The organism is Leeuwenhoekiella sp. A16 (assembly GCF_047946675.1).
Classification (GTDB): Bacteria; Bacteroidota; Bacteroidia; order Flavobacteriales; family Flavobacteriaceae; genus Leeuwenhoekiella.
In genome coordinates this window covers 764,367-790,450 of record NZ_CP172313.1, presented here as the reverse complement: position 1 = coordinate 790,450, position 26,084 = coordinate 764,367, and the positions used below count along the sequence as shown (strand labels likewise).

24 protein-coding genes and 1 tRNA gene are annotated in these 26,084 nt (G+C 38.8%); 21 read left to right on the top strand and 4 right to left on the bottom strand.

Annotated features, from left to right (window positions below):
• The first annotated feature begins 72 nt into the window (after nucleotides 1-72).
• From gldB to ACH3O9_RS03400, 3 genes are read left to right on the top strand one after another with little or no spacing between them, the layout of a single operon-like run.
• Complete coding sequence (gene gldB / locus ACH3O9_RS03410) at nucleotides 73-1,002, top strand: gliding motility lipoprotein GldB (protein WP_416444408.1); 930 nt, start codon at nucleotides 73-75, stop codon at nucleotides 1,000-1,002.
• Nucleotides 1,002-1,340, top strand: a complete 339-nt coding sequence (gene gldC, locus ACH3O9_RS03405; protein ID WP_416444406.1) for a gliding motility protein GldC — start codon at nucleotides 1,002-1,004, stop codon at nucleotides 1,338-1,340. Before gldB ends, gldC begins: the two co-directional genes overlap by 1 nt.
• Nucleotides 1,340-1,708: a GTPase gene (locus tag ACH3O9_RS03400; protein ID WP_416444404.1), complete on the top strand. Its 369-nt coding sequence runs from the start codon at nucleotides 1,340-1,342 to the stop codon at nucleotides 1,706-1,708. The genes gldC and ACH3O9_RS03400 overlap by 1 nt, the downstream gene beginning before the upstream one ends.
• Here the strand turns inward: ACH3O9_RS03400 and yihA are convergent.
• Together yihA and ACH3O9_RS03390 are read right to left on the bottom strand one after the other, a co-directional pair.
• Nucleotides 1,705-2,313: a ribosome biogenesis GTP-binding protein YihA/YsxC gene (gene yihA, locus ACH3O9_RS03395; RefSeq protein ID WP_416444402.1), complete on the bottom strand. Its 609-nt coding sequence runs from the start codon at nucleotides 2,311-2,313 to the stop codon at nucleotides 1,705-1,707. The genes ACH3O9_RS03400 and yihA overlap by 4 nt on opposite strands.
• A 9-nt stretch (nucleotides 2,314-2,322) precedes the next feature.
• The gene (locus ACH3O9_RS03390) at nucleotides 2,323-3,087 is read right to left on the bottom strand and encodes an alpha/beta fold hydrolase (protein ID WP_416444400.1); all 765 of its coding nucleotides are present in this window, start codon (nucleotides 3,085-3,087) and stop codon (nucleotides 2,323-2,325) included.
• A 250-nt stretch (nucleotides 3,088-3,337) separates the two neighbouring features.
• Here ACH3O9_RS03390 and mraZ point away from each other — a divergent pair, with 250 nt between their 5' ends.
• From mraZ to ACH3O9_RS03310, 16 genes are all read left to right on the top strand, one after another.
• Entirely contained in the window at nucleotides 3,338-3,811 is a 474-nt protein-coding gene (mraZ, locus tag ACH3O9_RS03385) for a division/cell wall cluster transcriptional repressor MraZ (RefSeq protein ID WP_416444398.1), read from the top strand.
• Nucleotides 3,798-4,694: a 16S rRNA (cytosine(1402)-N(4))-methyltransferase RsmH gene (gene rsmH / locus ACH3O9_RS03380; RefSeq protein ID WP_416444396.1), complete on the top strand. Its 897-nt coding sequence runs from the start codon at nucleotides 3,798-3,800 to the stop codon at nucleotides 4,692-4,694. The genes mraZ and rsmH overlap by 14 nt, the downstream gene beginning before the upstream one ends.
• Nucleotides 4,695-4,698: 4 nt before the next feature.
• Nucleotides 4,699-5,016, top strand: coding sequence for an FtsL-like putative cell division protein (locus tag ACH3O9_RS03375; RefSeq protein ID WP_416444394.1), 318 nt, complete (start codon nucleotides 4,699-4,701; stop codon nucleotides 5,014-5,016).
• A 7-nt stretch (nucleotides 5,017-5,023) separates the two neighbouring features.
• A complete protein-coding gene (locus ACH3O9_RS03370; protein ID WP_416444392.1) occupies nucleotides 5,024-7,015 on the top strand; it encodes a penicillin-binding protein in 1,992 nt (663 codons plus the stop codon).
• Nucleotides 7,012-8,475, top strand: a complete 1,464-nt coding sequence (locus tag ACH3O9_RS03365; protein ID WP_416444390.1) for a UDP-N-acetylmuramoyl-L-alanyl-D-glutamate--2,6-diaminopimelate ligase — start codon at nucleotides 7,012-7,014, stop codon at nucleotides 8,473-8,475. Before ACH3O9_RS03370 ends, ACH3O9_RS03365 begins: the two co-directional genes overlap by 4 nt.
• A gap of 37 nt (nucleotides 8,476-8,512) precedes the next feature.
• A complete protein-coding gene (gene mraY, locus ACH3O9_RS03360; protein WP_416444388.1) occupies nucleotides 8,513-9,745 on the top strand; it encodes a phospho-N-acetylmuramoyl-pentapeptide-transferase in 1,233 nt (410 codons plus the stop codon).
• A gap of 50 nt (nucleotides 9,746-9,795) precedes the next feature.
• A complete protein-coding gene (locus ACH3O9_RS03355) occupies nucleotides 9,796-10,167 on the top strand; it encodes a four helix bundle protein (protein WP_416444386.1) in 372 nt (123 codons plus the stop codon).
• On the top strand, nucleotides 10,168-11,505 hold the full coding sequence (gene murD / locus ACH3O9_RS03350; RefSeq protein ID WP_416444384.1) for a UDP-N-acetylmuramoyl-L-alanine--D-glutamate ligase: 1,338 nt from the start codon (nucleotides 10,168-10,170) through the stop codon (nucleotides 11,503-11,505).
• A gap of 18 nt (nucleotides 11,506-11,523) precedes the next feature.
• Nucleotides 11,524-12,729, top strand: a complete 1,206-nt coding sequence (locus tag ACH3O9_RS03345) for an FtsW/RodA/SpoVE family cell cycle protein (protein ID WP_416444382.1) — start codon at nucleotides 11,524-11,526, stop codon at nucleotides 12,727-12,729.
• The gene (gene murG / locus ACH3O9_RS03340) at nucleotides 12,716-13,816 is read left to right on the top strand and encodes an undecaprenyldiphospho-muramoylpentapeptide beta-N-acetylglucosaminyltransferase (protein ID WP_416444380.1); all 1,101 of its coding nucleotides are present in this window, start codon (nucleotides 12,716-12,718) and stop codon (nucleotides 13,814-13,816) included. Before ACH3O9_RS03345 ends, murG begins: the two co-directional genes overlap by 14 nt.
• Nucleotide 13,817: 1 nt before the next feature.
• Entirely contained in the window at nucleotides 13,818-15,167 is a 1,350-nt protein-coding gene (gene murC / locus ACH3O9_RS03335) for a UDP-N-acetylmuramate--L-alanine ligase (protein WP_416444378.1), read from the top strand.
• A complete protein-coding gene (locus ACH3O9_RS03330) occupies nucleotides 15,164-15,880 on the top strand; it encodes a cell division protein FtsQ/DivIB (RefSeq protein WP_416444376.1) in 717 nt (238 codons plus the stop codon). Before murC ends, ACH3O9_RS03330 begins: the two co-directional genes overlap by 4 nt.
• Before the next feature lie 3 nt (nucleotides 15,881-15,883).
• Nucleotides 15,884-17,233 (top strand): cell division protein FtsA, encoded by a 1,350-nt coding sequence (ftsA, locus tag ACH3O9_RS03325; RefSeq protein ID WP_416444374.1) that lies wholly within the window; start codon nucleotides 15,884-15,886, stop codon nucleotides 17,231-17,233.
• A 49-nt stretch (nucleotides 17,234-17,282) separates the two neighbouring features.
• Nucleotides 17,283-19,250 (top strand): cell division protein FtsZ, encoded by a 1,968-nt coding sequence (gene ftsZ / locus ACH3O9_RS03320; protein ID WP_416444372.1) that lies wholly within the window; start codon nucleotides 17,283-17,285, stop codon nucleotides 19,248-19,250.
• 290 nt (nucleotides 19,251-19,540) lie between these two features.
• Complete coding sequence (locus tag ACH3O9_RS03315; protein WP_416444370.1) at nucleotides 19,541-19,990, top strand: GatB/YqeY domain-containing protein; 450 nt, start codon at nucleotides 19,541-19,543, stop codon at nucleotides 19,988-19,990.
• Nucleotides 19,991-19,997: 7 nt separating this feature from the next.
• Nucleotides 19,998-20,071, top strand: a tRNA-Arg gene (locus ACH3O9_RS03310).
• Between the two features lie 44 nt (nucleotides 20,072-20,115).
• Here ACH3O9_RS03310 and cphA read toward each other — a convergent pair.
• Nucleotides 20,116-22,797, bottom strand: a complete 2,682-nt coding sequence (cphA, locus tag ACH3O9_RS03305) for a cyanophycin synthetase (protein ID WP_416444368.1) — start codon at nucleotides 22,795-22,797, stop codon at nucleotides 20,116-20,118.
• 96 nt (nucleotides 22,798-22,893) lie between these two features.
• On the opposite strand from cphA, the gene ACH3O9_RS03300 reads away from it, so the two are divergent.
• On the top strand, nucleotides 22,894-23,763 hold the full coding sequence (locus tag ACH3O9_RS03300) for a cyanophycinase (RefSeq protein ID WP_416444366.1): 870 nt from the start codon (nucleotides 22,894-22,896) through the stop codon (nucleotides 23,761-23,763).
• On the opposite strand, the gene ACH3O9_RS03295 is transcribed toward ACH3O9_RS03300, so the two are convergent.
• On the bottom strand, nucleotides 23,760-24,689 hold the full coding sequence (locus ACH3O9_RS03295; RefSeq protein ID WP_416444364.1) for an isoaspartyl peptidase/L-asparaginase family protein: 930 nt from the start codon (nucleotides 24,687-24,689) through the stop codon (nucleotides 23,760-23,762). The two genes, ACH3O9_RS03300 and ACH3O9_RS03295, sit on opposite strands and share 4 nt — an antisense overlap.
• Before the next feature lie 301 nt (nucleotides 24,690-24,990).
• Between ACH3O9_RS03295 and ACH3O9_RS03290 the strand changes: the two genes are divergently transcribed.
• On the top strand, nucleotides 24,991-26,016 hold the full coding sequence (locus ACH3O9_RS03290) for a helix-turn-helix domain-containing protein (protein ID WP_416444362.1): 1,026 nt from the start codon (nucleotides 24,991-24,993) through the stop codon (nucleotides 26,014-26,016).
• Nucleotides 26,017-26,084: the final 68 nt, after the last annotated feature.

The window sequence follows — 26,084 nt, the reverse complement described above, 5'->3', positions numbered from 1 at the left end:
CTAAATTTTAAAAATTTTGGCTTGAAAGCGTGCCACTTTACGCGATTTTTTTGTGTGTTTTGCCTGATTTTTTTGATCGCTTTTGTATCCTGCAATGAAGATAAACAAGTTCCTGAAGAAATTGCAAAAATTCATGTAAATCTACAGCTGGAACGATTTGATCGTGAGTTTGCAAGTGCAGACACAACAGGTCTGCCGCAGTTGATAAAGAAGTACCCTTATTTGTTCCCAGAGCGCTATGATACTTCATTTTGGGAGAAGAAATTAAATGACACGCTGCAAAATGAACTTAATAATGAGGTTGAGCAAAAGTTTCCTGACTTTAATGAGGAAATGGAAGAGCTTGATCTCTTATATAAACACATAAAATACTATTTCCCTAAAACGACCCTGCCTACCGTTGTTACCATTACGTCAGACGTAGATTATCACAATAAGGTTATTCTGGCAGATTCACTTTTAATAGTAGCCCTTGATACATATCTGGGCAGTGATCACAGGTTTTATAAAGGTATACAACAATTCTACTCGCAAAACTTTAATAAAGAGCAGATACCGGTAGATGTAGCCTCAGCTTTCGCGAAAAAATTAATAAAGCGTCCTGCAAAACGTCGGTTTTTAGACGAAATAATATACCAGGGAAAACGACTTTATATTATGCAGGAGTTGCTTTCGCTTAAAGCGAATAATGAAATAATCTCATACACGCCAGATCAGTTAGAATGGGCAGAAGAAAATGAGGTTAATATATGGACATACTTTGTAGAGCGCCAGTTACTTTTTGAAACAGACAGTAAATTGCTGGAGCGCTTTATAAACCCGGCACCATTTTCTAAATTCTATCTGGAGTTTGATAATGATTCCCCACCGCGGTTAGGAAGATATATAGGATGGCAAATCGTGAGCTCTTACATGAAAAAAAATAATGTACCTCTGCAAATGCTTTCGGGCAAAACGACAGATGAAATTTTTGAAAACGCAAAATATAAACCAAGTAAATAATGGCAGATACTATAAAAACACAGATTCAACTTAATGTAGAACTTGATGAAAATCGAGTTCCGGAAAATATAAGCTGGAATGCTCCTGATGGTGGTGTGCACAATGAACCTGCAAAGGCGATTATGCTTTCACTCTGGGATCACAAAAAGCAAGAAGCTGCAAGAATTGACCTGTGGACGAAAGATATGCCGGTAGATGAGATGAAGGTTTTCTTTCATCAAACTTTAGTAGGTATGGCAGAAACCTTTAACCGCGCTACAGGTGATGAGAAAATGACCGCTACAATGCACGATTTCTGTGAGTATTTTGCAGAAAAGCTGGAGATCAAGAAAAATTAATGCAGAGAGAAAAACTTCTCTTTGTATATAATGCAGAAGCGGGCGTTGCAAATGGGCTGGCAGATACTTTACATAAGCTGCTCAAACCAGAAACATACGCCTGCTCTCTTTGCAAAATAACGCATGGCTTTTTAGGTGAAAAGAAACTCTGGAAGGATTTTAGAAAGAAATCTGGTTACACGATGGAGTTTTATCATAAGCAGGAGTTTCAGAAAGCGTTTGCTTCTAAATTTCTGCCACACTATCAATTTCCTGTAGTTCTTGTGGTTATGAATGATGCAATAGAAGTCTTAATTCATCCTCATGAATTAGATACACTTATGAATTCTCGACAGTTGATCACTAGGATTAAAGAAAGACTTGCTTAAGCTTCTTTAAGCTGCTCATTGATGTCGCCTATGTAATTGAGAATTTCATCCTTGCCAGAACCGTGAGCTGCGCTGCTTACAAAATAATTCGGCATTTCTTCCCAGGCTCCTTCAAGTAAAGATTGTTTATAGGCTTCAATATTCTTTTCAAGTGCTTTGGGCTTCAGTTTGTCAGCTTTAGTAAAAATAATAGAAAAAGGTATTTGACTTTCTCCCAGATATTGGATGAACTCCCGATCTATAGGTTGAGGCTCATGCCTGCAGTCTATTAGAACAAAAGCAGAAACAAGTTGCTCTCGCTCTTCAAAATAATTAGTGATAAATTTTTGAAATTCCTTCTTAGCTTTTTTAGAGACTCTTGCGTAACCATAACCGGGTAAATCTACCAGATACCAGTTCTTATTGATCAAAAAATGGTTGATTAATTGCGTTTTTCCTGGTCTGGAGGAGGTTTTTGCTAGATTTTTACGATCTGTTATCATGTTGATAAGTGATGATTTACCTACATTAGATCGTCCTATAAAAGCATATTCTGGCAGCCTGTCTTGCGGGCACTTTGCCACACTTGAATTGCTTACTAAAAATTCTGCCGATTTAATTTGCATAGCTTTCGCTTAAAAATTTCGTTTTTTAAGCCAATTATGGAAAATTTGATTGAATTCCTCCGGTTTTTCCATCATCGCGGCGTGGCCGCATTCATCTATCCAGAACAGGTCAGAATCAGGTAAAAGCTTATTAAAATCTTCTGCAACTTCTGGAGGAGTAACGTTATCATTTTTACCCCAGATTATGCATGTAGGAGTAGGCATGTGGGGAAGATCCTGAGCCATGTTATGACGAATGGCACTTTTGGCTATAGCCAAAGTTTTTAAAAGTTTATTGCGATCATTAACGGTGTTGTAAACATCATCTACAATTTCTTTTGTTGCTATCTTAGGATCGTAAAATACATCTTCTGCCTTTTTGCGGATATATTCATAATCACCACGTTTAGGATAGCTTTCTCCCATAGCGCTTTCATAAAGACCAGAACTTCCGGTAATTACAAGAGCCTTCATCACTTTAGGATAAAGTTTTGTGTGGTAAAGGGCAATGTGCCCTCCCAGAGAATTACCCAGTAAAATAACTTCCTTATAACCTTTAAATTTTAAAAAGTCATTGAGGTATTTTGCAAAGGTTTTAACTCCGGTTTTTATAAGTGGAGTAGAGTAAATAGGCAGCTCAGGGATGACGATCTTGTATCCCACTTGTGAGAAATAATCTGTAACACCATCAAAATTACTTAGCCCGCCCATTAGGCCGTGAAGGATAACGATTGGGGTTCCCTCACCGGCTTCTAGATAGGTAAATTTACCTTCGGTTTTTAATTCGTGCTTCATAGTTGGTCAGCAACAGGCTTGGTGACAAATATAGACATTTACACCTAATTGAATCACTTAATAACGGGAATCAGGTTCAAGAAGTACTAGTAAACTTATAATCAATCATTGACCTCAAAACCTAATTGTTGATAACTACAGCTTTAATCAACAAGTGGGGTGATTTATCAACAAAGTGGTAGAAAGTGGTAAAATGTGGTAATAAATTCTCTATATTTGAATTTGTAAATGCTAAAATCTCAATTCTTCCTTGCTCAATTTTACCGGGACATATGAATGTAAAGTAGATGCCAAAGGTAGGCTCATGGTTCCCACTGCTTTAAAGAAGCAGTTGGCTCCGGTTCTACAGAATGGTTTTGTGCTAAAGCGGTCATTGTTTCAGAATTGTTTAGAGTTGTATCCTATGACAGAGTGGGAAATATTGATGCAAAAAATCAATAAACTCAATCGCTTTGTAAAAAAGAATAACGATTTCATCCGCAAGTTTACCGCGGGCGTTAAAATTGTTGAGGCAGATTCGTCTGGTCGTTTGTTAATCCCAAAAGATCTTGTGGGTTTTGCGGCTATAGATAAAGAGATTGTTTTAGCGTCTCAGGTTAATATTATAGAGATCTGGGATAAGGACAAATATGAGCAGGCTATAGATGTTGATGCAGATGATTTTGCATCGCTTGCAGAAGATGTGATGGGAGATCAAATAGAAATACCTGATGGATTATCATAACCCGGTTTTACTAAAAGAAACTGTTGATGGACTCAATATTAAGCCAGACGGCGTATATGTTGATGTCACATTTGGTGGTGGTGGTCATTCTCGAGAGATTTTAAGCAGGTTAGGAGAGAATGGGAAGTTGTATGCTTTTGATCAGGATCAAGACGCTCTTTTAAATAAAATAGATGATGAGCGGTTTACGCTTATTAATGAGAATTTTAGGCATATAAAGCGCTTTTTGCGCTTTTACGGTCTTTCTCATGTAGATGGAATTTTAGGTGATTTTGGTGTGTCTTCACATCAGTTTGACGTTGCAGAGCGTGGTTTTTCAACACGTTTTGAAGCTTCTCTCGATATGCGGATGGATCAAAATAGCAAGCTGTCTGCTTATCATGTGGTAAATGAATATGCTGAAGGTGATCTGGCAAGTGTTCTTTTGCAATATGGCGAACTGCGAAGTGCTCCTAAAATTGCGAGAACAATAGTTTCTAAGCGAAAGGATAATGCTGTAAAAACAACAGATGAGCTTAAGGAGATTTTGAGTCCTTTTTTGCCAAAGAACAGGGAGAATAAAGTTTTAGCTCAAGTGTATCAGGCTATTCGCATAGAAGTTAATCAGGAATTGGCGGTGTTGAAAGAGTTTTTGCAACAAACGGAGCAGCTTTTGAAACCCGGGGGCAGGTTGAGTTTAATCTCATATCATTCTCTTGAGGACAGGCTTGTTAAGCGATATATGCGTAACGGTCTTTTTGAAGGGGAGCCTGAAAAAGACATGTTTGGCAATTTTACCGTTCCTTTTAAAAAGGTGAACGGTTTAATAGTTCCCTCTAAAGAGGAGATCAAATTAAATAACAGAGCGCGCAGTGCTAAGTTAAGAGTGGCAGAGCGCATTTAATATAATGAAAGAAGGTATTTATCATATTCTCAAGGGGAAGTTTCTCATCAGTGATGATGCGATCAAGAACTGGCGTATGATAATCTTTCTGTCTGTGCTGGCAATTGTGATGATTGCGAGTTCGCACAGTGCAGATAAAAAAGTACATAAGATCTCAAAGTTGAGCTCAGAAGTAAAAGAACTGCGCAGCGAGTTTGTAGACACGCGGCTTGCAGTACGGCGGTTAAAAATGGAAAGCGCTATTACACGGCGCATTTCGCCACAAGGCATAAAACCATCACAAGTTCCGCCTAAAAAAATTAAAGTAAAAACAAAAGAGTAAAGTTCTAATGGCAGTAAGCGAGAAGGACATATTAAACCGGATGTATTTTGTGGCAGGAGGTATGTTCATCTTCGCCTTCTTCGTCGCGTTTAAACTCATCAATATTCAGTTCGCTCAAGGCGAAAAATATAAGGAGTTAGCAGAGGCGCGTACAGAGAAGATGTTTGATATTCCTGCAAACCGCGGTAACCTATATGCTGGTGACGGTAGTTTGCTTGCTACTTCTGTGCCTAAATATGAGATAAGGTTTGACGCTTTGGCTCCTAAAGCTGAAGATTTTGAAGCTAATATAAAAGATCTGGGTAAAGGTCTTTCAAGACTTTTAGGTAATACGCCGTCGTACCACATAGACAGGCTGCGTAAAGCGAGAGCAAATCACAATCGCTATTTATTTATTGGTAAAAATATTGGATATTCTAAATATCTGGAGATAAAATCACTTCCATTATTTAATAAAGGCCCTTATAAAGGTGGTATTATTTCAGAGCAACATACGGTAAGAGAGCATGCCTTAGATAAAATCGCTGAGCGTACTATTGGTTATGTGCGTAAAGATGAGGCGGGTCATAAAACCCGTGTGGGACTTGAAGGCGCTTTTGATAATTATCTTGAAGGAACTGAAGGGAGAAGATTAAAGCAACGCATAGGTAAAGGCCAGTGGAAACCCATTGGCATAGATAACATTGTTGAGCCTCAGGATGGCTATGATGTTATTTCTACAATAGACGCAAATATTCAGGATATAGCACATCATTCTCTGCTTGAAGCTTTAGAGCACTTTGAAGCTGATCACGGTTGCGTGGTTGTTATGGAAACGAAAACCGGTGAAATAAAAGCTATTTCTAATCTGGGTAGAACTGAAGACGGTAAATATTACGAAGATCGCAATTATGCGGTTTATGAAGCTGCTGAGCCGGGATCTACTTTTAAGTTAATGGCCATGGTTGCTGCGCTTGAAGATAAAGTAATAGACAGCAGCACGGTGGTAGATACAGAAAACGGCCGGGTAAAATTTTACAATCGCACAGTTTACGATTCGCACTGGGGTGGTTACGGTAAGATTTCTGCTGCAAAAGCCTTTGAGCTTTCTTCAAATACGGCTTTCGCCAAATTGATAAACGGAAGTTATAAAGATGATCCTAAACGTTTTTTAAAGCGTCTTTATAATATGGGTCTTAATGAGAAATTGGGTCTTTCTATTAAAGGAGAAGGCAACCCCAGGTTTCCTTATCCCGGTGATAAGAACTGGTACGGTACAACTTTGCCCTGGATGGCCTTTGGTTACGGTGTAGCTATAACGCCCTTGCAAACACTTACTTTCTACAATGCGATAGCTAATGATGGGGAGATGGTAAAACCTCGATTTATAAAAGAGATCAAAAAGTGGGATGTTTCGGTAGAAAAGTTTGAAAAAGAAGTTATAAATCCGGCGATCTGTTCAAAGGAAACAATAGCTAAGGTTAAAGACATGATGAAGCATGTTGTAGAGCGGGGAACGGCTAAAAATATTTATACTCCGGCATTTTCTATGGCGGGCAAAACAGGAACCTGTCAAACCGAATATTGGATAGAACCTAACCGATATATCGCTTCATTTGCCGGTTATTTTCCTGCAGATAATCCTAAATATTCGTGCATTGTTGTCATTCATAAGCCTAAGAAAAGTATAGGGTATTATGGTAATATCGTTTCTGCGCCCGTGTTTAAAAAGATCGCGCAAAAAGTATATACAGATACGCCGGTTGTAGATGAGGTAAAACTTGCAGATGAGAATACATCTTCGATAAATACAGATTTTGAGAATTTCTATACAAAAGCTCAAAAGAAATACAGCACGGTGCCAGATGTAAAAGGGATGAGCGGTATGGATGCTGTGGCTCTGCTTGAGAATTTAGGGCTGAAAGTGAAATTTAGCGGTACAGGGAAGGTGAAGAATCAGTCACTAAAACCTGGCGGAAAAGTAGAAAAGAATCAACAAATCATACTTCAGTTATCTTGATACAGTTAAAAGACATATTGTATAAAGTATCACTAGAATCTGTAGTGGGAAGTACGGCTATTGCCGTGCGTGAGATTCAATTTGACTCGCGTAAGATCGGGATGGACGATGTTTTTGTCGCTGTGCGAGGGACAAAATCTGATGGTCATGATTATATAAAAACGGCCGAAAATAAGGGTGCTTTAGCCATTATTTGTGAAGAATTACCCGATAATTTTGTTAATGGTATTACTTACGTACAAACTATAGATACAGCTTCGGCTTTAGCTATTATGGCTTCCAATTTTTATGGAACCCCGTCTCAAAACCTCAAGCTGGTTGGTATAACCGGCACTAATGGTAAAACCACTATTGCTACTTTATTGCATCAATTATTTACTAAAGCAGGTTTTAAAGCGGGTTTACTTTCAACAGTAAAAATTCTGGTAGGTGATAAAGAGCATCCCGCAACGCATACGACGCCAGATCCTCTTACGATAAATAAGTACTTGCTGGAGATGAACGAAGCTGGTGTAGAATATTGCTTTATGGAAGTAAGTTCTCACGGTATTCATCAAAAACGCACACAAGGTTTAGAATTTGCAGGTGGGGTTTTTACAAATCTTACACACGATCATCTTGATTACCATTCAAGCTTCGCAGAATACAGGGATGTGAAAAAATCTTTTTTTGATAATCTGCCTAAGACTGCTTTTGCAATTTCAAACATAGACGATAAGAATGGGCTGGTAATGCTTCAAAATACTAAAGCGCGCAAGCTTACTTATGCTTTAAAATCATTTGCAGATTATCACGCGCAGATTTTAGAGAATCAATTTACAGGATTGCTTTTAAAGGTGCAGGAGCATGAAGTTTGGGTAAAATTGATAGGTTCTTTTAACGCCTATAATGTACTTGCTATTTACGCTGCCGCAGAAGAATTAGGTCTTGATAAACTTGAGGCTTTACAGTTACTAAGTGAACTGGAAAGCGTTAGCGGCCGGTTTCAATATTTTATTTCGCCATCAAAAATCACAGCAATTGTAGATTACGCACATACACCAGATGCGCTTAAAAATGTGCTGGAAACAATTAATGATATCCGTACTAAAAATGAGCAACTTATTACTGTTGTGGGTTGTGGCGGAGACAGAGATAGAACAAAGCGCCCAAAAATGGGACATATCGCTTCAGCTTTAAGTACACATACAATTTTCACCAGTGACAATCCTCGTACTGAAGATCCTGAGACTATTATAAAAGAAATTGAAAAAGGAGTAGAACCACAGAATTTTAAAAAAGTGGTTTCTATCACAAACCGCGAGCAGGCAATTAAATCGGCATGTCAACTCGCAAATGAGAATGACATCATTTTAATCGCCGGGAAAGGACATGAGACGTATCAGGAAGTTAATGGCAAGCGTACAGACTTTGATGATTATAAGATTGTACTTGAAACCTTGAAGAAATTAAATAAATAAAGACGTTCCCAGATCACGTGGGAAACAAATTACAGACATGCTATATTACCTTTTTAATTATCTGGAAAAAACATACGGCCTCCCGGGAGCCGGATTGTTTGGGTTTATATCCTTCAGAGCTGCAATGGCGATATTGTTATCACTGGCAATTTCTACAATTTGGGGTAAGCGCATAATTCTTTATCTACAGAAAAAACAACTTGGCGAGTCTATAAGAGACCTTGGTCTTGAAGGTCAGGTAGAAAAAGCCGGTACTCCTACAATGGGTGGTATTATTATAATTATGGCAACGCTCATACCGGTGCTGCTTTTTGCAAAGCTTGATAATATTTATGTAATTCTTTTAATTGTCACAACACTGTGGATGGGAGCAATTGGTTTTCTGGATGATTATTTAAAGATCAAGCAGAAAAATAAAGATGGTTTACATGGTAATTTTAAAATCGTAGGTCAGGTAGGGCTTGGGATTATTGTAGGCGTTACGATGTTTTTTCATCCAGATGTTACTATTAAAAAAGAAATTATAAATCCTAAATACAGTCAGGAGAAAATAACGCAGAATTCTGTGGGTGAATTTAATTCTGAAGAAAAAGCTTTAACTACCACCATTCCATTCACTAAAGACAACGAGTTTGACTACAGCCGGCTGATAGGTTGGTTAGGTGAAGACTATGTAAAATACGCGTGGTTAATTTTTATTCCCATAGTGATTTTCATTGTTACCGCGGTTTCAAATGGTGCCAATCTTACTGACGGTATCGACGGACTAGCAGCGGGATCTTCGGCTATTATTGTGCTCACTTTGGGCATTTTTGCATGGGTTTCGGGCAATATTGTTTTCAGTGATTATCTCAATGTAATGTACATCCCGCGTACCGGCGAGATGGTAATTTATATCACTGCGTTTGTGGGGGCCTTGGTAGGTTTTCTCTGGTACAACACCTACCCGGCGCAGGTTTTTATGGGTGATACCGGGAGTCTTACAATTGGCGGAATAATAGCTGTCATAGCTATCGCAATACGGAAAGAATTATTGATACCTGTTTTATGCGGAGTTTTCTTTATGGAAACACTATCGGTAATGATGCAGGTGAGTTGGTTTAAATATACCAGAAAGAAACATGGAGAAGGAAGACGCATTTTTTTGATGTCGCCTTTACATCATCATTATCAAAAACGCGGAATACACGAAAGTAAAATCGTCACCAGATTCTGGATTATCGGCATTTTACTGGCAATTATCACCATTGTAACACTAAAAGTGAGATAAAATGATTGGCGATTTAAGATTGCAGAATGAAGATTTATAAATGATTAATAATGCAAGAGGTAATAAAAAAACGCACTAAAAGAATTGCTGTTGACTGTGGTTTGCTCTGTAGAGAAATTCCAAGAGATAGGACTTTTGACGCTTATTGCCGACAATTAATTAGAAGTTCTGCTTCAGTTGGAGCGAATTATCGTGCTGCTTGCAGGGCTAAATCTAACAAGGATTTTCTGAACAAGTTGAAAATTGTGGAAGAAGAGGCAGATGAAAGCATGTATTGGTTAGAAATTTTAATGGAGTTAGGAAATAAAGAGATACAAGAATTAAAAAGGTTGCATAAAGAAGGAGATGAACTAGTAGCTATAACCGTTGCGTCAATTAAAACAGTTCGCAATCGAATAAATTATAAATCTAATCAATCGTAAATGTGTAAGCGTTTGGTTGTGCTAGGAGCGGGAGAATCAGGTGTTGGTACAGCTATTTTGGGTAAGAAAAAAGGTTATGAAGTTTTTGTTTCAGACTTCGGAAAAATAAAAGAAACCTATAAAGACGTTCTTTTAAATATTGGAATTGAATGGGAAGAGCTAGGTCATAACGAGGATATAATTCTCAATGCAGACCTGGTGATGAAGAGTCCGGGTATACCAGACAAAGCGCCAATTGTAAAAGCGCTTAGAGCGAAAAATATTCCTGTGATTTCTGAAATTGAATTCGCATCAAAATATACAGATGCGACCTTAATAGGAATCACCGGGAGTAATGGTAAAACAACTACCACGATGCTTACTGCTTTTATATTGCAACAAGCAGGTATAAAGGCGGCAGCTGCCGGTAATATAGGTGACAGTTTTGCAAAAATGGTGGCAGAGAATGATCAGGATGCGTATGTGCTTGAGATAAGTAGTTTTCAGCTTGACGGGGTTATAGATTTTGCACCACACATAGCGGTTATAACTAACATTTCACCAGATCATCTTGACAGATATGATTACAAATTTGAGAATTACATCGCTTCAAAATTTCGCATAGCGATGAATCAGACAGAAGATGATTATTTGATCTATGATGCAGATGATGAAGTAATAACAAACTGGTTAAAAGAGCATCCTGTAAAATCACAGCTTTTACCATTTTCAGTTTCAAAAGAAATAAAACAAGGAGCCTATTTGGCTAACAACGAGATTATACTAACAACAGGTAATAAAAAATTTAATATGTCAACAACAGATCTTTCTTTAAAAGGTACGCATAATGCTAAAAATGCTATGGCGGCGGCTACGGTATCACGGTTGTTAAACATTCGTAAAGCCACAATAAGAGAGAGTCTTGAGGGTTTTCAGGGTGTAGAGCACAGACTTGAACATGTTTTAAAGATCAACAACGTTGAGTACGTCAATGACTCAAAAGCTACAAATGTAAATGCTACTTTCTATGCGCTAGATAGTATGACAACCCCCACAGTTTGGATTGTAGGAGGAGTAGATAAAGGGAATGATTATCATGATCTTTTCCCACTTGTGAATGAAAAGGTGAAAGCTATTATCTGCCTGGGCGTAGATAACAAAAAGCTTATGGATACTTTTTCTAACATGGTAGAAGTTATTATAGAAACACAATCTATAACCGAAGCTGTAAAGATCGCATACAAACTCGCTCACAAAGGCGATAGCGTTTTGCTTTCTCCTGCTTGTGCAAGCTTTGACCTTTTTGAAAATTACGAAGACAGAGGGCGTCAGTTTAAAAATGCAGTGCGCAATCTATAAACAAATAAAAAACCAAATTTGGCCAGCAAGACCAACATATTTATAAATCTTAAAGGAGACCGGGCAATCTGGGCTGTAGTAGCTTTTTTGGCACTATTTTCCTTTTTACCGGTGTACAGTGCCAGTAGTAATCTTGCTTACTTATATGGCGGGGATGGCGATACCGTTCAGTATCTCATAAAGCACCTTATGCATCTTGTATTGGGCTTTGGTATTTTATACGGTGTACATAGAATACCCTATCATTATTTTAGAGGGTTGTCTATAATTATGCTTCCTGTGATCTTTATAATGCTAATTGTCACAATGGCGCAAGGCACAACCATAGACGGTGCTAATGCCAGTAGATGGATTAAAATACCGGTAGTAGGAATCACTTTTCAAACATCTACGCTTGCTGCCGTGGTTTTAATGGTATATGTAGCTAGATACTTGTCTAAAGTACAGGATCAGGTTATCACGTTTAAAGAAAGTATCGTTCCGTTATGGTTGCCTGTGGCCTTGGTGCTGGCTTTAATACTCCCTGCTAACTTTTCTACAACCGCGATAATATTTGCTATGATTGTGGTTTTGACATTTCTTGGTGGTTATCCTGTGAAATATCTTGGTGCTATAGTAGGCGCAGGACTGCTTATTTTGACGCTTTTTATTTTAACAGCGAGAGCATTTCCTGGTGTGTTTCCTAACCGGGTAGACACATGGACAAGTAGAATAGAAAATTTTGCTAATGGCGAAGATACAGAAGAGGATTACCAAATAGAAAAAGCAAAAATAGCTATCGCTACAGGCGGAGTTATAGGCTTAGGACCCGGTAAAAGTGTACAGAAGAATTTTTTACCACAGTCATCATCAGATTTTATTTATGCGATAATAGTAGAAGAATGGGGGCTTGTAGGCGGCTTGACACTTATGGGACTTTACTTGTTGTTGCTGTTTAGAATTGTAATAGTTGCTCACAAATCACCTACGATCTTTGGGAAACTTGTCGCCGTAGGAGTTGGTTTGCCCATAGTTTTTCAGGCGTTGATAAATATGGCGGTAGCAGTAGAATTATTTCCGGTAACGGGACAAACTCTGCCACTTGTGAGTAGCGGTGGTACCTCGATCTGGATGACCTGCCTTTCTGTAGGTATCGTTTTGAGCGTAAGCGCAAAAAGAGAAGAGATAAGAATTAAAGAAGAAAGTGAACAAAATCCATTAGATATTTTAAGTGAAGCCCTATAAATTCATCATATCAGGAGGCGGCACCGGGGGGCATATCTACCCGGCCATTGCTATTGCAGATGCTTTAAAAGCAAGACATCCGCAGGCAGAATTCCTGTTTGTAGGCGCCAGCGACCGTATGGAAATGGAGAAAGTACCTCAGGCAGGTTACAAAATAGAAGGACTTTGGATTGCCGGTATTCAGCGTAAGCTTACTTTATCTAATCTTGCCTTCCCCATAAAACTGGTCAGTAGCCTGCTAAAATCGGCTAAAATCATTAAAAAATTCAAACCCGATGCTGTTATAGGTACCGGTGGTTTTGCCAGCGGACCGTTATTAGAAATGGCGACACGCAAAAACATTCCGGCTGTAATTCAGGAGCAAAATTCATATGCGGGAATAACCAACAAACTATTAGCAAAAAAGGTTCAGAAAATTTGTGTCGCTTATGATGGGATGGAGAAATTTTTCCCTTTAGACAAAATCGTAAAAACAGGAAATCCTGTGCGTCAGGATTTGCTTAGTATTTCAGAAAAAAGAGAAGAAGCTTTCGCGAAATATAATATAGACCCAACAAAACCCACCCTACTTGTTCTGGGCGGTAGTTTAGGTGCAAGAGCGATCAATAAGTTAATTGCAGATACGCTTGATTATATAAAAGAGCAGGACGTTCAGGTGATCTGGCAAACCGGGAAATTGTATTATGAAGAATACAAGAGTGCGGAAAGTGAAGATGTAAAAGTAATGGCGTATATCAATCAAATGGATATGGCTTATGCCGCTGCAGATGTAATTATTAGCAGAGCTGGAGCAAGTTCGGTTTCAGAATTATGCATCGTGGGTAAACCGGTAATTTTTATACCATCGCCCAATGTGGCAGAAGATCACCAGACAAAAAATGCAAAAGCCATCGCAGATCAGGATGGTGCAATTCTCCTTCCGGAGAAAGAAATTGACGGTTTTGAAGTAGTTTTTTCAGAATTGATAAAATCGGTCGAAAAGAGGCAGAAACTGGCAAAAAACATCAAAAAACTGGCTTTGCCTAACGCAACTCAGGATATAATCATAGAGATAGAGAAATTAATAGATAAAAAGAAAACGGCTTAAGTTGACAAAACTCGATCACATAAAGTATTTGTATTTCATCGGCATTGGCGGGATAGGCATGAGTGCGCTGGCTCGTTATTTTCATGCTGAAGGAAAAACAGTGGCGGGTTATGATAAAACTCCGGGAGCTGTTACAAGAGCTTTAGAAGATCTGGGTATTGAGATCACTTATAAAGACGAAGTAGAAAATCTGCCAGAATTCATTAAAAATCGGGCAGAAACACTGGTAATTTTTACGCCAGCCGTTCCTAAATCACATGCCGGTTACCAATTCTTTTTACAGAATGAATTTGCCGTTAAGAAACGTGCAGAAGTTCTGGGCTTGATTTCAAAACAAACATTCTGTCTTGCAGTTGCAGGAACACACGGTAAAACAACAACATCTAGCATTCTGGGTCATCTGCTTGCTGAAACAGGTGCGCCGGTAACCGCTTTTTTAGGCGGGATTGCAGAAAATTACAACAGTAATCTGATTCAAAAGGGAAGTGAAGTTATAGTTGCAGAAGCAGATGAATTTGATCGTTCTTTCTTGCATTTGCATCCCAATATCGCCTGCATCACTTCTATGGATGCAGATCATCTTGATATTTATGGCGATGCCGAAGCCTTAACAGAAGGTTTTAAAGCCTTTGCAGATCAGGTTGTAGAAGGCGGAACTTTATTTATACAAAACGGACTTCCACTTGAGGGAGTAACCGTGGGAGTTGATGATAATGCGCAATACAGCGCTCAAAATATTAGAATTCAGGACGGGGCTTATCACTTTGATCTGCATTATCCTGACGGGATTCTTGAAAATTTAGTGTTTAACCTACCAGGCAGGCACAACCTGTCTAATGCGGTAACAGCCCTGGCGATGGCAATCCTTTACGGAAGCCCAATTTCAAGCCTTGCCGGGGCGTTATTTAATTTTAAAGGTGTAAACAGGCGATTTACGTATCGCATAAAAACAAATGATTTAATACTTATTGATGACTACGCACATCATCCTACAGAGATCGAGGCCGTGCATCAATCGGTGAGAGAAATGTATCCGGGGGAGCAGGTTCTGGCGGTTTTTCAGCCCCATTTATTCAGTCGTACGCGCGATTTTATGCCTCAATTTGCCGATTCTTTATCAATGTTTGATGAGGTGATCCTGCTTGATATTTATCCCGCACGCGAAGAACCTATTGCTGGTGTTGATTCTCAACATCTTTTAGAGCAGATTAAGCTTTCGCGAAAGCAAATAGTTTCAAAAGAAAAGCTCTCTCAGGCCATGCAAAACTCTGGCGCGAGAATTCAGGTCATGATGGGAGCTGGAGATATAGGTGAAGAAATATTAAAAATAACCAATCTTTTAGCGGTATGAAAGTGAATTGGTTTTACATAAAGATGCTTGTTATAGTTTGTGTTGCGGGATTTTTGTTCGCTTTTGCAAATAAGAGAAATGCAGTGCGAAAAATAGAAAATATAAAGGTGAATTTTGAAGGCGATCAAAACCTTTTTATAACTGAAGATGCAGTTAATAAATTGTTAATACAAAGTGATGTAGCACTCACGGGTAAGGGAAAAGAAATTCTAGTTTTGAAAGAGCTTGAAGATAAGCTGGATGCTAATGCAATGATTTATGATGCAGATGTTTACATTACTGTAGACGGTGTCATTGGTGCAAATGTTAAGCAGAGAAAGCCACTAGCGCGCATTCAGTCTGCACAACCTTTTTATATTGATGATAAAGGAGAGACAATGCCTTTATCAACAAACTATTCGGCACGAGTGCCAATAGCAGAAGGTGTGACAAAAGAAAATCTTAGTGAGATTTACCCGCTTTTAATGTTTATTAAAAATGATGAGTTTCTTAATAAACAGATAGTTGGTATATCCAGAGTTAAAAATGGTAGCTACACACTTACGCCCCGAGTGTTAAACTATAAGATCAATCTGGGAAAGATTGAGAACCTACAGTCAAAATTCAATAATTATAAAGCTTTTCACCAAAAGGCTTTAAAAGATAAAAGTTTAGAAGCGTATAGCATGATAGACCTTAGGTTTAAAGGTCAGGTTGTAGGTACTAAAAAATAAGTTATGGAGCATAAGGACATAGCAGTAGGATTAGATATAGGTACTACCAAAATTGTAGCGATGATAGGTCGTTACAATGAGTACCATAAACTTGAGATACTGGGTATTGGTAAGTCAAAAAGTCTGGGCGTACATCGTGGGGTGGTAAATAATATTACCCAAACGATACAGTCTATACAACAAGCCGTACAGGAAGCTGAGAGTGTTTCTGGTATAAAGATAGAAGATGTGGTTGTAGGTATTGCGGGTCAACATATACGCAGTTTACAGCACAGTGATTATATCACCAGGACCAATGCAGATGAGGTTATCAATGCCAGAGATATTGATATGTTGTGCAACCAGGTACACAAGCTGGTTATGTTACCCGGTGAGGAGATCATTCATGTATTACCGCAGGAATATAAAGTTGACGGTCAAGCCGAAATAAAAGAACCTATCGGTATGTACGGTGGTCGTCTGGAAGCCAATTTTCACGTGGTTGTAGGTCAGGTTTCTAGCATAAGAAATATAGGTCGCTGTGTAAAAAGCGCCGGATTAAATCTTGATAAAATAACCCTAGAACCTCTTGCTTCTGCAAATGCGGTTTTAAGTCAGGAAGAGAAGGAAGCCGGTGTCGCATTGATTGATATAGGTGGTGGTACAACAGATCTGGCAATCTTTAAAGACGGAATTATAAGACATACAGCTGTAATTCCTTTTGGTGGCAACGTGATCACAGAAGATATTAAAGAAGGCTGCTCAATTATAGAAAAGCAGGCAGAATTACTTAAGATCAAGTTTGGCTCTGCATGGCCGGGAGAGAATAAAGATAACGAGATCGTTTCAATACCTGGTTTACGTGGTCGTGAACCTAAAGAGATAACCCTTAAGAACCTTTCTAAGATAATTCACGCACGTGTTGTTGAGATCGTAGAGCAGGTTTATCTCGAGATCAAGAATTATGGTCATGAAGAGCAAAAGAAGAAACTGATCGCCGGTATAGTTTTAACTGGCGGTGGTTCTCAACTCAAGCATCTCAAGCAACTAGTAGAATATATAACCGGGATGGATACGCGCATAGGTTTTCCTAACGAGCATCTTGCCGGTGATAGTGATTCTGAAACTACGAGCCCTCTATATGCCACAGCAGTTGGTCTTGTTATGAATAGTCTTGAGCATAATTTACACAAAGAAGAACCTCAGGATACAGCAGTGGTAGAAGAGGAAGTTGAAGATGATGAAGCGTTGCCACAGGAAAATATTTCTTATGAAGAAGATTATCATGAGGAGCCTGAAGTAAAGAGAGAACGCAAAAGCATATTTGATAAGTGGGCAGAAAAATTCAAGGATTTTTTAGATAACGCCGAATAAAAAAAAGAAAAAGAATAAATACAGAATAAAACGGGTAAAACAAGATATTATGAGCAACACAGATTTTGAAAACATTTCGTTTGATTTACCAAAAAACCAAAGTAATGTCATCAAGGTAATTGGTGTAGGTGGTGGTGGTAGTAATGCTATAAACCATATGTTTAGCCAGGGTATTAAAGGTGTAGATTTTGTAGTCTGCAACACAGATTCTCAAGCTCTGGAGAACAGTCCTGTGCCTATAAGAATTCAGTTAGGTGTTAGCCTTACCGAAGGTCTTGGTGCTGGTGCAAATCCAGAAATAGGTGAGCAGGCTGCTATAGAAAGCACAGAAGAGATCAAACAGATGTTTGGTGTAAATACCAAGATGGTATTTATTACCGCAGGAATGGGTGGTGGTACCGGTACAGGTGCAGCGCCTATACTTGCAAAAATGGCAAAAGAGATGGATATTCTTACTGTGGGGATTGTAACAATTCCTTTTCAGTTTGAAGGTAAGATGAGAAATGCACAGGCACAATTAGGTGTAGAGCGTTTGCGTAGCCATGTAGACTCATTGATCGTTATTAACAACAATAAACTACGCGAGGTATACGGAAATCTGGGCTTTAAAGCTGGTTTTAGTAAGGCAGATGAGGTTCTTGCTACGGCCTCTCGTGGTATAGCAGAAGTAATTACGCACCATTACACGCAGAATATTGACTTGCGTGATGCAAAAACTGTTCTTAGTAACAGTGGTACCGCAATTATGGGAAGTGCGCATGCAAGTGGCGGTACCCGCGCTACAGATGCGATACGTAAAGCTTTAGATTCTCCTTTGCTTAATGACAATAAGATAACCGGTGCACAGAACGTATTGTTGCTCATCGTTTCTGGTAATGAGGAAATCACTATTGATGAGATAGGAGAGATCAACGATCACATTCAGGATGAGGCTGGTCACAGTGCAAACATCATTATGGGTGTGGGTGAAGATGAGAGCCTGGGTGATGCTATTGCAGTAACAATTATTGCAACGGGGTTTAACGTAGAACAGCAGAATGAGATCGTAAATACAGAGACTAAAAAGATAATCCATACGCTTGAAGACGAGCAAAAGGCACAACATGACCTTTCGCCAAAGCGTACGGGCGGACCTGTAAATACTGTTTCTGCACCAAAGGAAGAATCTAAGCCTGAAAAGCAGGTTATTGTTCACACACTTGATGAGGAAGAAGAACCGCTTGATGCTATGTTGCCGAAACAAGCTGCCTCAAAAAATGAGATGGATCTTATACCTACCACAGATCTAATACGCAATCTGCAGGTAGTGTATGAGGAGGTGATAGATTATAATGTAGAAGAAGAAGATTTTGAGATCGTAAGTGTTGATGAGCCTGTAGAATATCAGGAAAAACCTAAGTCAATTGATGAAGAGCAATTCACTTTTTCTTTTGATATGCCTATAAATGAGGACAGACCAAAAGCACCTAAGCAGGAAGAAAAAAAGGAGATTGTTTATACATTAGAAGACGATATTAAGAATATAGAAGTAAATAATCCGGTAGAAGTTGTTCCCGTTACCGAAGTTAACAACAGAGGTGAAAAAAGATATAGTCTTGATGATTATATGGAAATGGAGGAGAAGCTTAACAAAGCAAAGCCTGCTCCTGCAAAAGCACTGGCAGCTAAAAAAGAAGACGATTATATAGGTTTTGAGAAAAGAACTGTAGAGTCAAAAGCGCAACCTGCACCAGTAGAGGGCGATGAGGATCCTATGAACAGCCCTATATCAAAATTACTTACTGAAAGAGCGGCAGAGCGTAAGCGTATGATGAAAGAATTTAATTATAAGTTCAATCATAATCATGCAAAGATTGATGAGATCGAGAAACAACCGGCTTACAAGCGCATGGGCGTGAATCTTGATGAGAATCCTTCAGCTCAGGGAAAAATATCACGTACTACCTTAGGAACAGACGGAAATGATGATGTGCAATTACGTAGCAATAATTCATTTTTACACGATAATGTAGATTAAATTTAGTTAGTATTTACATGAGAAAACCCGGAACTATTATGGTTTCGGGTTTTTTATTTACAGGAGAAAGATCTCAATTAGAAAGGAAAAAATCGGCAGAAAGTGACTAAAATCGCTTAAAAAGGGCAGAAAATAGAAAGAGTGGACTATAATTATTGGCGTTTTCCTAAATTTTATTTCTGAAGAGATTTCATTTACAACATATTCTAAGTTCATAAAAATTGAAAGCAAAATGTGGTTCATGATTTTAAATATCATTATCTTCGCACACCTAAATAAAACAGCATAAAATGAGTTTACAGGCAGATGTAATGACCGCGATGAAAGAGGCTATGAAGGCTAAAGATCAAAATGCTCTTTCTTCTTTGCGCGCAATAAAATCTGCAATCTTACTGGCTCAAACTGAAACTGGTTCTAAAGAAGAGATAAGTGAAGATGATGAACTTAAATTGCTTCAGAAACTAGTAAAGCAACGTAAAGACAGTGCTGCTATTTATACAGAACAAGGCAGAGCAGATCTGGCAGAGCCCGAATTAGCTCAGGCTGAGGTTATCGCTCAATTTTTACCAGAGCAGATGAGTGAAGAAGAGATTACTGCTGTGGTAGATCAAATAATCGCAGAGACGGGAGCAAGCGGGATGAAAGATATGGGTAAAGTGATGGGGCAGGCTTCACAGCAACTTGCCGGTAAAGCAGATGGCAAAACCATTTCATCAATAGTAAAATCAAGATTAGCATAACAATAATGGCCTCGTGGCGCAACTGAATAGCGCATCAGATTTCGGCTCTGAGGGTTGGGGGTTTGAATCCCTCCGGGGTCACAAAAAAATCCCTGCATTTGCAGGGATTTTTCTTTTTAATAAATTCAATTATAAACCTGTTTTTCTCGAGGTTTTGCTTGAATAGAAGCATTGATTTGAAAGTAATTCACGCCTTGTGATTCCTGTTCTTTAAAATTATTCATAAGGCTAATAGTTTCCCGTACTTCATCACTACAAAGAACGATAAGAGCATTATGTGGCGCCGTATTCATGGCATAGGTAAGCGCTTCAATTTCTGATGGAATAATAGTCGTTTTTTTATTGATATCAACCGATTTTATACCTTCTTGAAGCATTTTTATAAGTTCTTCCTCGGTGCGGCCGCGCAGGCATTTATCCATTCTTATTATGATCTCATCAAACATTTCTGCGGCTATCCTCGCCAGAGCGGTTGTGTCTTCTGGACGTCTATCGCCAATACCGGCAATTATCCCTATTTTAACCGAAGCGTTGATGTTATTTGTAAATTTTTGGAGTGCCCGCATTCCTGAAGGATTGTGCGCGTAATCAAGAAGGACTTTAAAATTTTCGAACTGAAATAAATTTAATCTTCCCGGTGTATGTAATGGTGAGGCCACAAAAGTCTCTAGTGCGGCTTTAATATCGTCAATACTAATACCGCTAACATTTGCTGCAATTACGGCGGGCAAAATATTTTCGATCATAAAAGATGCTTTACCATTAAAAGTAAGCGGAATATTCTCAGCTTTCATCACCCGCATTTTCCATACGCCTCTGCTTATGGTTATATATCCGTTTTCATAAACAGCTGTTAGTCCGCCGTTATTTTGAAATTCAAGAATTCGTGGATTTTTCTCATGCATAGAGAACAGCGCAATATTGCAGGTGAGATTCTTACGCATCGCATAAACGCGATCATCATCTGCATTGAGAATTGCATAACCGTCAGGAAGGACAGTCTCTGGGATTACGGCCTTTACCCTTGCAAGTTGATCTATGGTATGAATACCTCTAAGACCAAGATGATCTTCTTCCACATTAGTAACAATACCAACATCACAGTTTTGAAAACCCAATCCCGCCCGCAATAAACCACCTCTGGCACATTCTAAAACTGCAAAGTTGACCGTAGGATCTTTTAAGACAAATTCAGTACTTAAGGGACCGGTGCAATCGCCTTTCATTACAAGTTGGTTTTGAATATACACACCATCTGTTGTCGTGTAACCTACGCGGCAACCATTCATTTTTGCCATGTGTGCGATTAGGCGTGTTGTAGTTGTTTTTCCGTTAGTTCCTGTTACAGCAACAATGGGAATTCTGCCTTTGTCTCCTTTTGTAGGAAACAATTCATCTACTACGGGAGCCGCAACATTTCTGGGTAAACCAGTAGTTGGAGAAAGGTGCATTCTAAAACCGGGAGCTGCATTTACTTCAAGAACGGTCCCGCCGGTTTCAGATACAGGCTTGGTAATATCTGTAGTCATAATATCAATGCCACAGATATCAAGATCTATAAGACGCGCGATACGCTCTGCCATTGTGCGATTAGAAAGGTGTACACTATCTGTGACGTCTTCTGCAGTTCCGCCTGTACTAAGATTAGCAGTGTCTTTTAGAATTAGCAGTTCGCCATTAGCGATTATAGTTTCTGGTGTGTAACCCTTTGCTTTTATAAGATTTTGAGATAACTCGTTTAGTGTGATTATAGTAAGCACATTCTCATGACCATAACCTCTGCGTGAATCTTTATTTACCTCTTCAATAAGCTCTTTAATTGTAGATGTGCCATTACCTATGATATGCGCGGGAGTTCTTTTCGCGGCAGCGACAAATTTATAATTAATGACCAGAAGGCGAAAATCTTCTCCGCTAATATGCCTTTCTACAATTACTTTGTTTGAAATTTCAGAAGCAATTTTAAAAGCCTGATCGGCGGCTTCGTAGGTATTTATATTTACCGTTACGCCCCTGCCGTGATTGCCGTTTATGGGTTTTATAACAAGCGGAAATTCTAAATGCGAGCATACATTTTTAAGATCTTCAGGGTCTTCTATTATTTCACCTTTAGGTACAGGTATTTGCGCTTGCTCAAGTATTCTTTTTGTTTCTTCCTTATCGCATGCAAGTTCTACGCCAATGCTGCTTGTTTTGCTGGTAATGGTAGCTTGTATTCTCTTTTGATTAGAACCATAACCTAATTGGCATAACGAACTTTTATTTAACCGAATCCAGGGGATGCCTCTGCGCTCTGCTTCTAAAACTATGGCATGAGTGCTTGGTCCCATTCGCTCTATTTCGCGCAGCTCACGCATTTCCTGTATGTCTTTTTCCAGATCATAAGGCTTTGCATGAATAAGAGCCTCACAGATGCGCACAGAAGCCTCTGCAGCATATCTGCCTACATTTTCTTCTATATATGAGAAAACCACCTGATAAACACCTCTCTCGCCGTAGCCCCTTGTTCTCCCAAAACCGGTATCCATCCCGGCAAGTGTTTGTACCTCGAGGGCAATATGTTCTGCAACGTGACCCATCCAGGTGCCATCTTTTACGCGTGTAAAAAAACCGCCTTTTACACCTTCTGAGCACGTGTGCTCATACATACCGGGAAACATATTTTGAAGCCGCTGGCTAAAGCCTTCAATCTTATGTGTGGGCAGGTATTCTGTATCTTCAAGATCGAGTACCATTACAATAAGTTTATGCCTGCGTATAGACCAGTAATTAGGACCTCTTAATGCATCAATCTCTCTTATCTTCATATATGATGCGTATTAAATTTCATAATGAATTTATATAAAAGTACTCTATTTCTTAGAACATTAGCTGTATTTTTATATTCAAAATACACGGGATAAATGAAGTTAAAAGGAACGCTTATTCCCATAGGTGGCAATGAGAATAAAGGAGTAAGAAATCAGGAAAAATACCATACAGAATACATAGAAGACAGTATTTTGTCACGGGTTGTACAGGAGAGTGGTGGTAAAGAAGCTTCTATAATTATTATACCCACCGCATCGAGTATACCAGATGAAGTAGGAGAAAATTACATACGAGCATTTAGTAAGCTGGGATGCACTAATATTAAAATTATGGATATCAGGCAGCGCGAGCAGTCTGAAGATCCTGAATATATAGAATGGATCAAAACGGCTAATTGTATCATGTTCTCTGGCGGGAATCAATCTGAGATCACGAGAAAAATAGGAGGGACAAGCATTCATAAACTTATAAAAGAAAGGTATCAAAATGAATCGCTCATCGTAGCCGGTACCAGTGCCGGTGCAATGTGTATGTCACATGAGATGATCATGGGCGGTATCGTAAAAGAAGCTTTTATAAAAGGAGCCGTAAAAATGGGCGAGGGGATGAGTTTTATTCCTAATCTAATTATAGATTCTCATTTTATACGTCGCGGCAGATTTGGCAGACTTGCAGAAGCTGTTGCGAAATTTCCGCATATGGTGGGGATTGGTCTTGCTGAGGATACCGGGCTCGTGATCAAGAATTGCAATACGGTTGAGGTTATAGGCTCTGGAATGGTTATTATTTTTGATCCCGGCGAGTTAGAATTTAATTCTGAAAAATACGTGTCTAAAGGCGATCTCATGTCGCTCACAAATCTGAAGACGCATATTTTAGCTAAAGGTGATAAATTCAATATTCAAAAGCATCAGGTAAAAATTCTGCATGTAGATATGAATTCACCTACTATCAACAATTAATCGGCATAAATAGCGATTTTTGATGCTCCAGAGGAGGTTTTATAGGCTCTGTACATACCTTCTGTATTAAACGGCGTTGCTATTTCGCCCTGAGCGTTAACAGCAATAAGACCGCCATCACCACCCAGGTTTTTAAGCCGCTCAAAAATTACGGTAGAGGTCGCTTCTTCTAGTGACAGCCCTTTGTATTCTATAAGGCAGGAAACATCGTAGGCCACCACGCCACGCAAAAAATATTCACCGCTGCCGGTACAGCTTACAGCGCAAGTTTTATTGTTTGCGTAAGTGCCAGAACCTATGATGGGAGAATCGCCTATGCGACCCCACTTTTTATTGGTCATACCTCCCGTTGAAGTGGCTGCCGCCAAATTGCCAAAGGTGTCACAGGCTACAGCACCCACAGTCCCAAATTTTGAATCTTTTTTTGCGCTGTGATCAAGCTGAAAATTAGCTGTACCTTTAACTTCCTGCCACTGTTTAAAGCGATAGTCGTCGTAGAAATAGTCTTCATTTTCTATCTTGTAACCATGCAGTTTTGCAAACTCAATAGCCCCTTCTCCTGCTAAAAAAACGTGATCGCTGTTTTGCATCACTTCTCGTGCCAGAGAAATCGGGTTTTTTATGCCAAAAACCAGCGAGACAGCTCCCGCTTTTAGGTTCTCACCATTCATGATAGAAGCGTCCATCTCATGTTTACCTTCTGCCGTAAAAACGCTTCCTTTTCCTGCATTGAAGAGAGGTGTATCTTCCAGAATTTTTACTGCCGCTTCTACGGCTTCAATAGCACTTTTGCCTTTCTCAAGTAAACCATATCCTGTCTCTGTTGCAAGTTGTAACTGGGTCTTATAGGCCTGCTCTTTAGAAGGTGTCATTTCGCCTCTAATTAAAGTGCCGGCACCACCGTGAATTGCTATAGAAATTGCCATACCATTAGTTTTACAGAAGCTTTTACACGGTGTTTAATTTAGTGATTTTTAGGAGGTAAAATCGGCTATTTTAGGTGAAAAATCGGGAATTATCTGGGTGCTTTTTAAGGGAGATTTTTAGGTGAAAAAGCAACTGTATGCTTAAAAATAACGCATTTACTATTTTTCTTATCTGTAAACATATCTCATAGCCATTTGTAAATAATATATGATTAATATGCGTACCTTAAGAAATAATTGTGCGGAAACCTAAAATCGCTTCTATTCTTTTTGGGAGAGTAACACTCTAAAATCTATCCCAATGAGAACTATCAATATAGATGGGGGTTCTACCTTAAGTTCTATGAACGATCTTGCCAAACAATTAAATTCTAGTGTTGTAAATGAAGAGGGGCTTTGTTTTATTAAAATTCCTGAACATCTGGGTAAGGGAAAAATAGAATTTATCCTTTTTAGTTCTGGGTTACAGCACATACATTTTAATGTCGAGTTTAGTGAAGAAATGCACTTTAAATTTAACTCGCGCGTATACCAGCCTTTACGCTTTATTTATACAACAAAAGGTGAGGTACAACATAGCCTTGAGCATCACCATACACCGTTTTATGTGGGTGAGTTTCAAAAGATAATTGTGGTGGGCAATTACCATACACACCATACCTTAACATTCCCCATAGATCAAGCTGTAGAAATGATTTGCTTAGAGATAGATCGTGCAAAATTTCAACAAGATTTTGATTTTGATTTTCTGGTTCTAGATCGTGAATTATATGCGGTATTTAAAGATGTGTATGCGGTAAATACATTTTATCATAACGGTACCTTTGGCTTAGAGATTTATGATATAATACAGCAGATCATTAACTGTAAAAAAGAAGGTTTTATACGCGCTTTATACATTAAGGGGTTACTGTATAACCTGCTTACCGTACAGCTTGAAAGATACAGCGCAGAGATTTCTATTACAGAGAATACTGCTTTTATGACAACTCAGGAGATAGAGTTAGTAAAAGAGGCAATGCATATTATTGAAAATGAATTAAATGATCTCCCTACCATACCGCAACTTGCAGATCGTTTAAGTACAAATGTAAATAGATTGCAGGAGTGCTTTAAGCTTATGTACAGCAATACGATCAATGAACATGTGCAGGAGTTAAGATTGCAAAAAGCAAAGCATTTGTTCTTAACTACAGATCATAATATTTCTGAAGTTGCTAATGAGCTGGGTATCAATAGTAGAAGTTACTTTTCTAAAATCTTCAGAGAAAAGTTTGGCGTAAGCCCCAGCGAATTTTTAGGTGATACCAATGGTTTTAAAAAATAATCTACAAAAAGAATATGATTGTAGAGCATGTGTCAACCTGTCTGCATTATTGTTAATTATTTCTTAAA

Excerpts from the sequence above, each read along its gene's own strand:
- gldC (WP_416444406.1), top strand. The coding sequence starts at position 1,002 with ATGGCAGATACTATAAAAACACAGATTCAACTTAATGTAGAACTTGAT.
- ACH3O9_RS03400 (WP_416444404.1), top strand. The coding sequence starts at position 1,340 with ATGCAGAGAGAAAAACTTCTCTTTGTATATAATGCAGAAGCGGGCGTT.
- yihA (WP_416444402.1), bottom strand. The coding sequence starts at position 2,313 with ATGCAAATTAAATCGGCAGAATTTTTAGTAAGCAATTCAAGTGTGGCA.
- ACH3O9_RS03390 (WP_416444400.1), bottom strand. The coding sequence starts at position 3,087 with ATGAAGCACGAATTAAAAACCGAAGGTAAATTTACCTATCTAGAAGCC.
- rsmH (WP_416444396.1), top strand. The coding sequence starts at position 3,798 with ATGGATTATCATAACCCGGTTTTACTAAAAGAAACTGTTGATGGACTC.
- ACH3O9_RS03375 (WP_416444394.1), top strand. The coding sequence starts at position 4,699 with ATGAAAGAAGGTATTTATCATATTCTCAAGGGGAAGTTTCTCATCAGT.
- ACH3O9_RS03370 (WP_416444392.1), top strand. The coding sequence starts at position 5,024 with ATGGCAGTAAGCGAGAAGGACATATTAAACCGGATGTATTTTGTGGCA.
- mraY (WP_416444388.1), top strand. The coding sequence starts at position 8,513 with ATGCTATATTACCTTTTTAATTATCTGGAAAAAACATACGGCCTCCCG.
- ACH3O9_RS03355 (WP_416444386.1), top strand. The coding sequence starts at position 9,796 with ATGCAAGAGGTAATAAAAAAACGCACTAAAAGAATTGCTGTTGACTGT.
- murD (WP_416444384.1), top strand. The coding sequence starts at position 10,168 with ATGTGTAAGCGTTTGGTTGTGCTAGGAGCGGGAGAATCAGGTGTTGGT.
- ACH3O9_RS03330 (WP_416444376.1), top strand. The coding sequence starts at position 15,164 with ATGAAAGTGAATTGGTTTTACATAAAGATGCTTGTTATAGTTTGTGTT.
- ftsA (WP_416444374.1), top strand. The coding sequence starts at position 15,884 with ATGGAGCATAAGGACATAGCAGTAGGATTAGATATAGGTACTACCAAA.
- ftsZ (WP_416444372.1), top strand. The coding sequence starts at position 17,283 with ATGAGCAACACAGATTTTGAAAACATTTCGTTTGATTTACCAAAAAAC.
- ACH3O9_RS03315 (WP_416444370.1), top strand. The coding sequence starts at position 19,541 with ATGAGTTTACAGGCAGATGTAATGACCGCGATGAAAGAGGCTATGAAG.
- cphA (WP_416444368.1), bottom strand. The coding sequence starts at position 22,797 with ATGAAGATAAGAGAGATTGATGCATTAAGAGGTCCTAATTACTGGTCT.
- ACH3O9_RS03300 (WP_416444366.1), top strand. The coding sequence starts at position 22,894 with ATGAAGTTAAAAGGAACGCTTATTCCCATAGGTGGCAATGAGAATAAA.
- ACH3O9_RS03295 (WP_416444364.1), bottom strand. The coding sequence starts at position 24,689 with ATGGCAATTTCTATAGCAATTCACGGTGGTGCCGGCACTTTAATTAGA.
- ACH3O9_RS03290 (WP_416444362.1), top strand. The coding sequence starts at position 24,991 with ATGAGAACTATCAATATAGATGGGGGTTCTACCTTAAGTTCTATGAAC.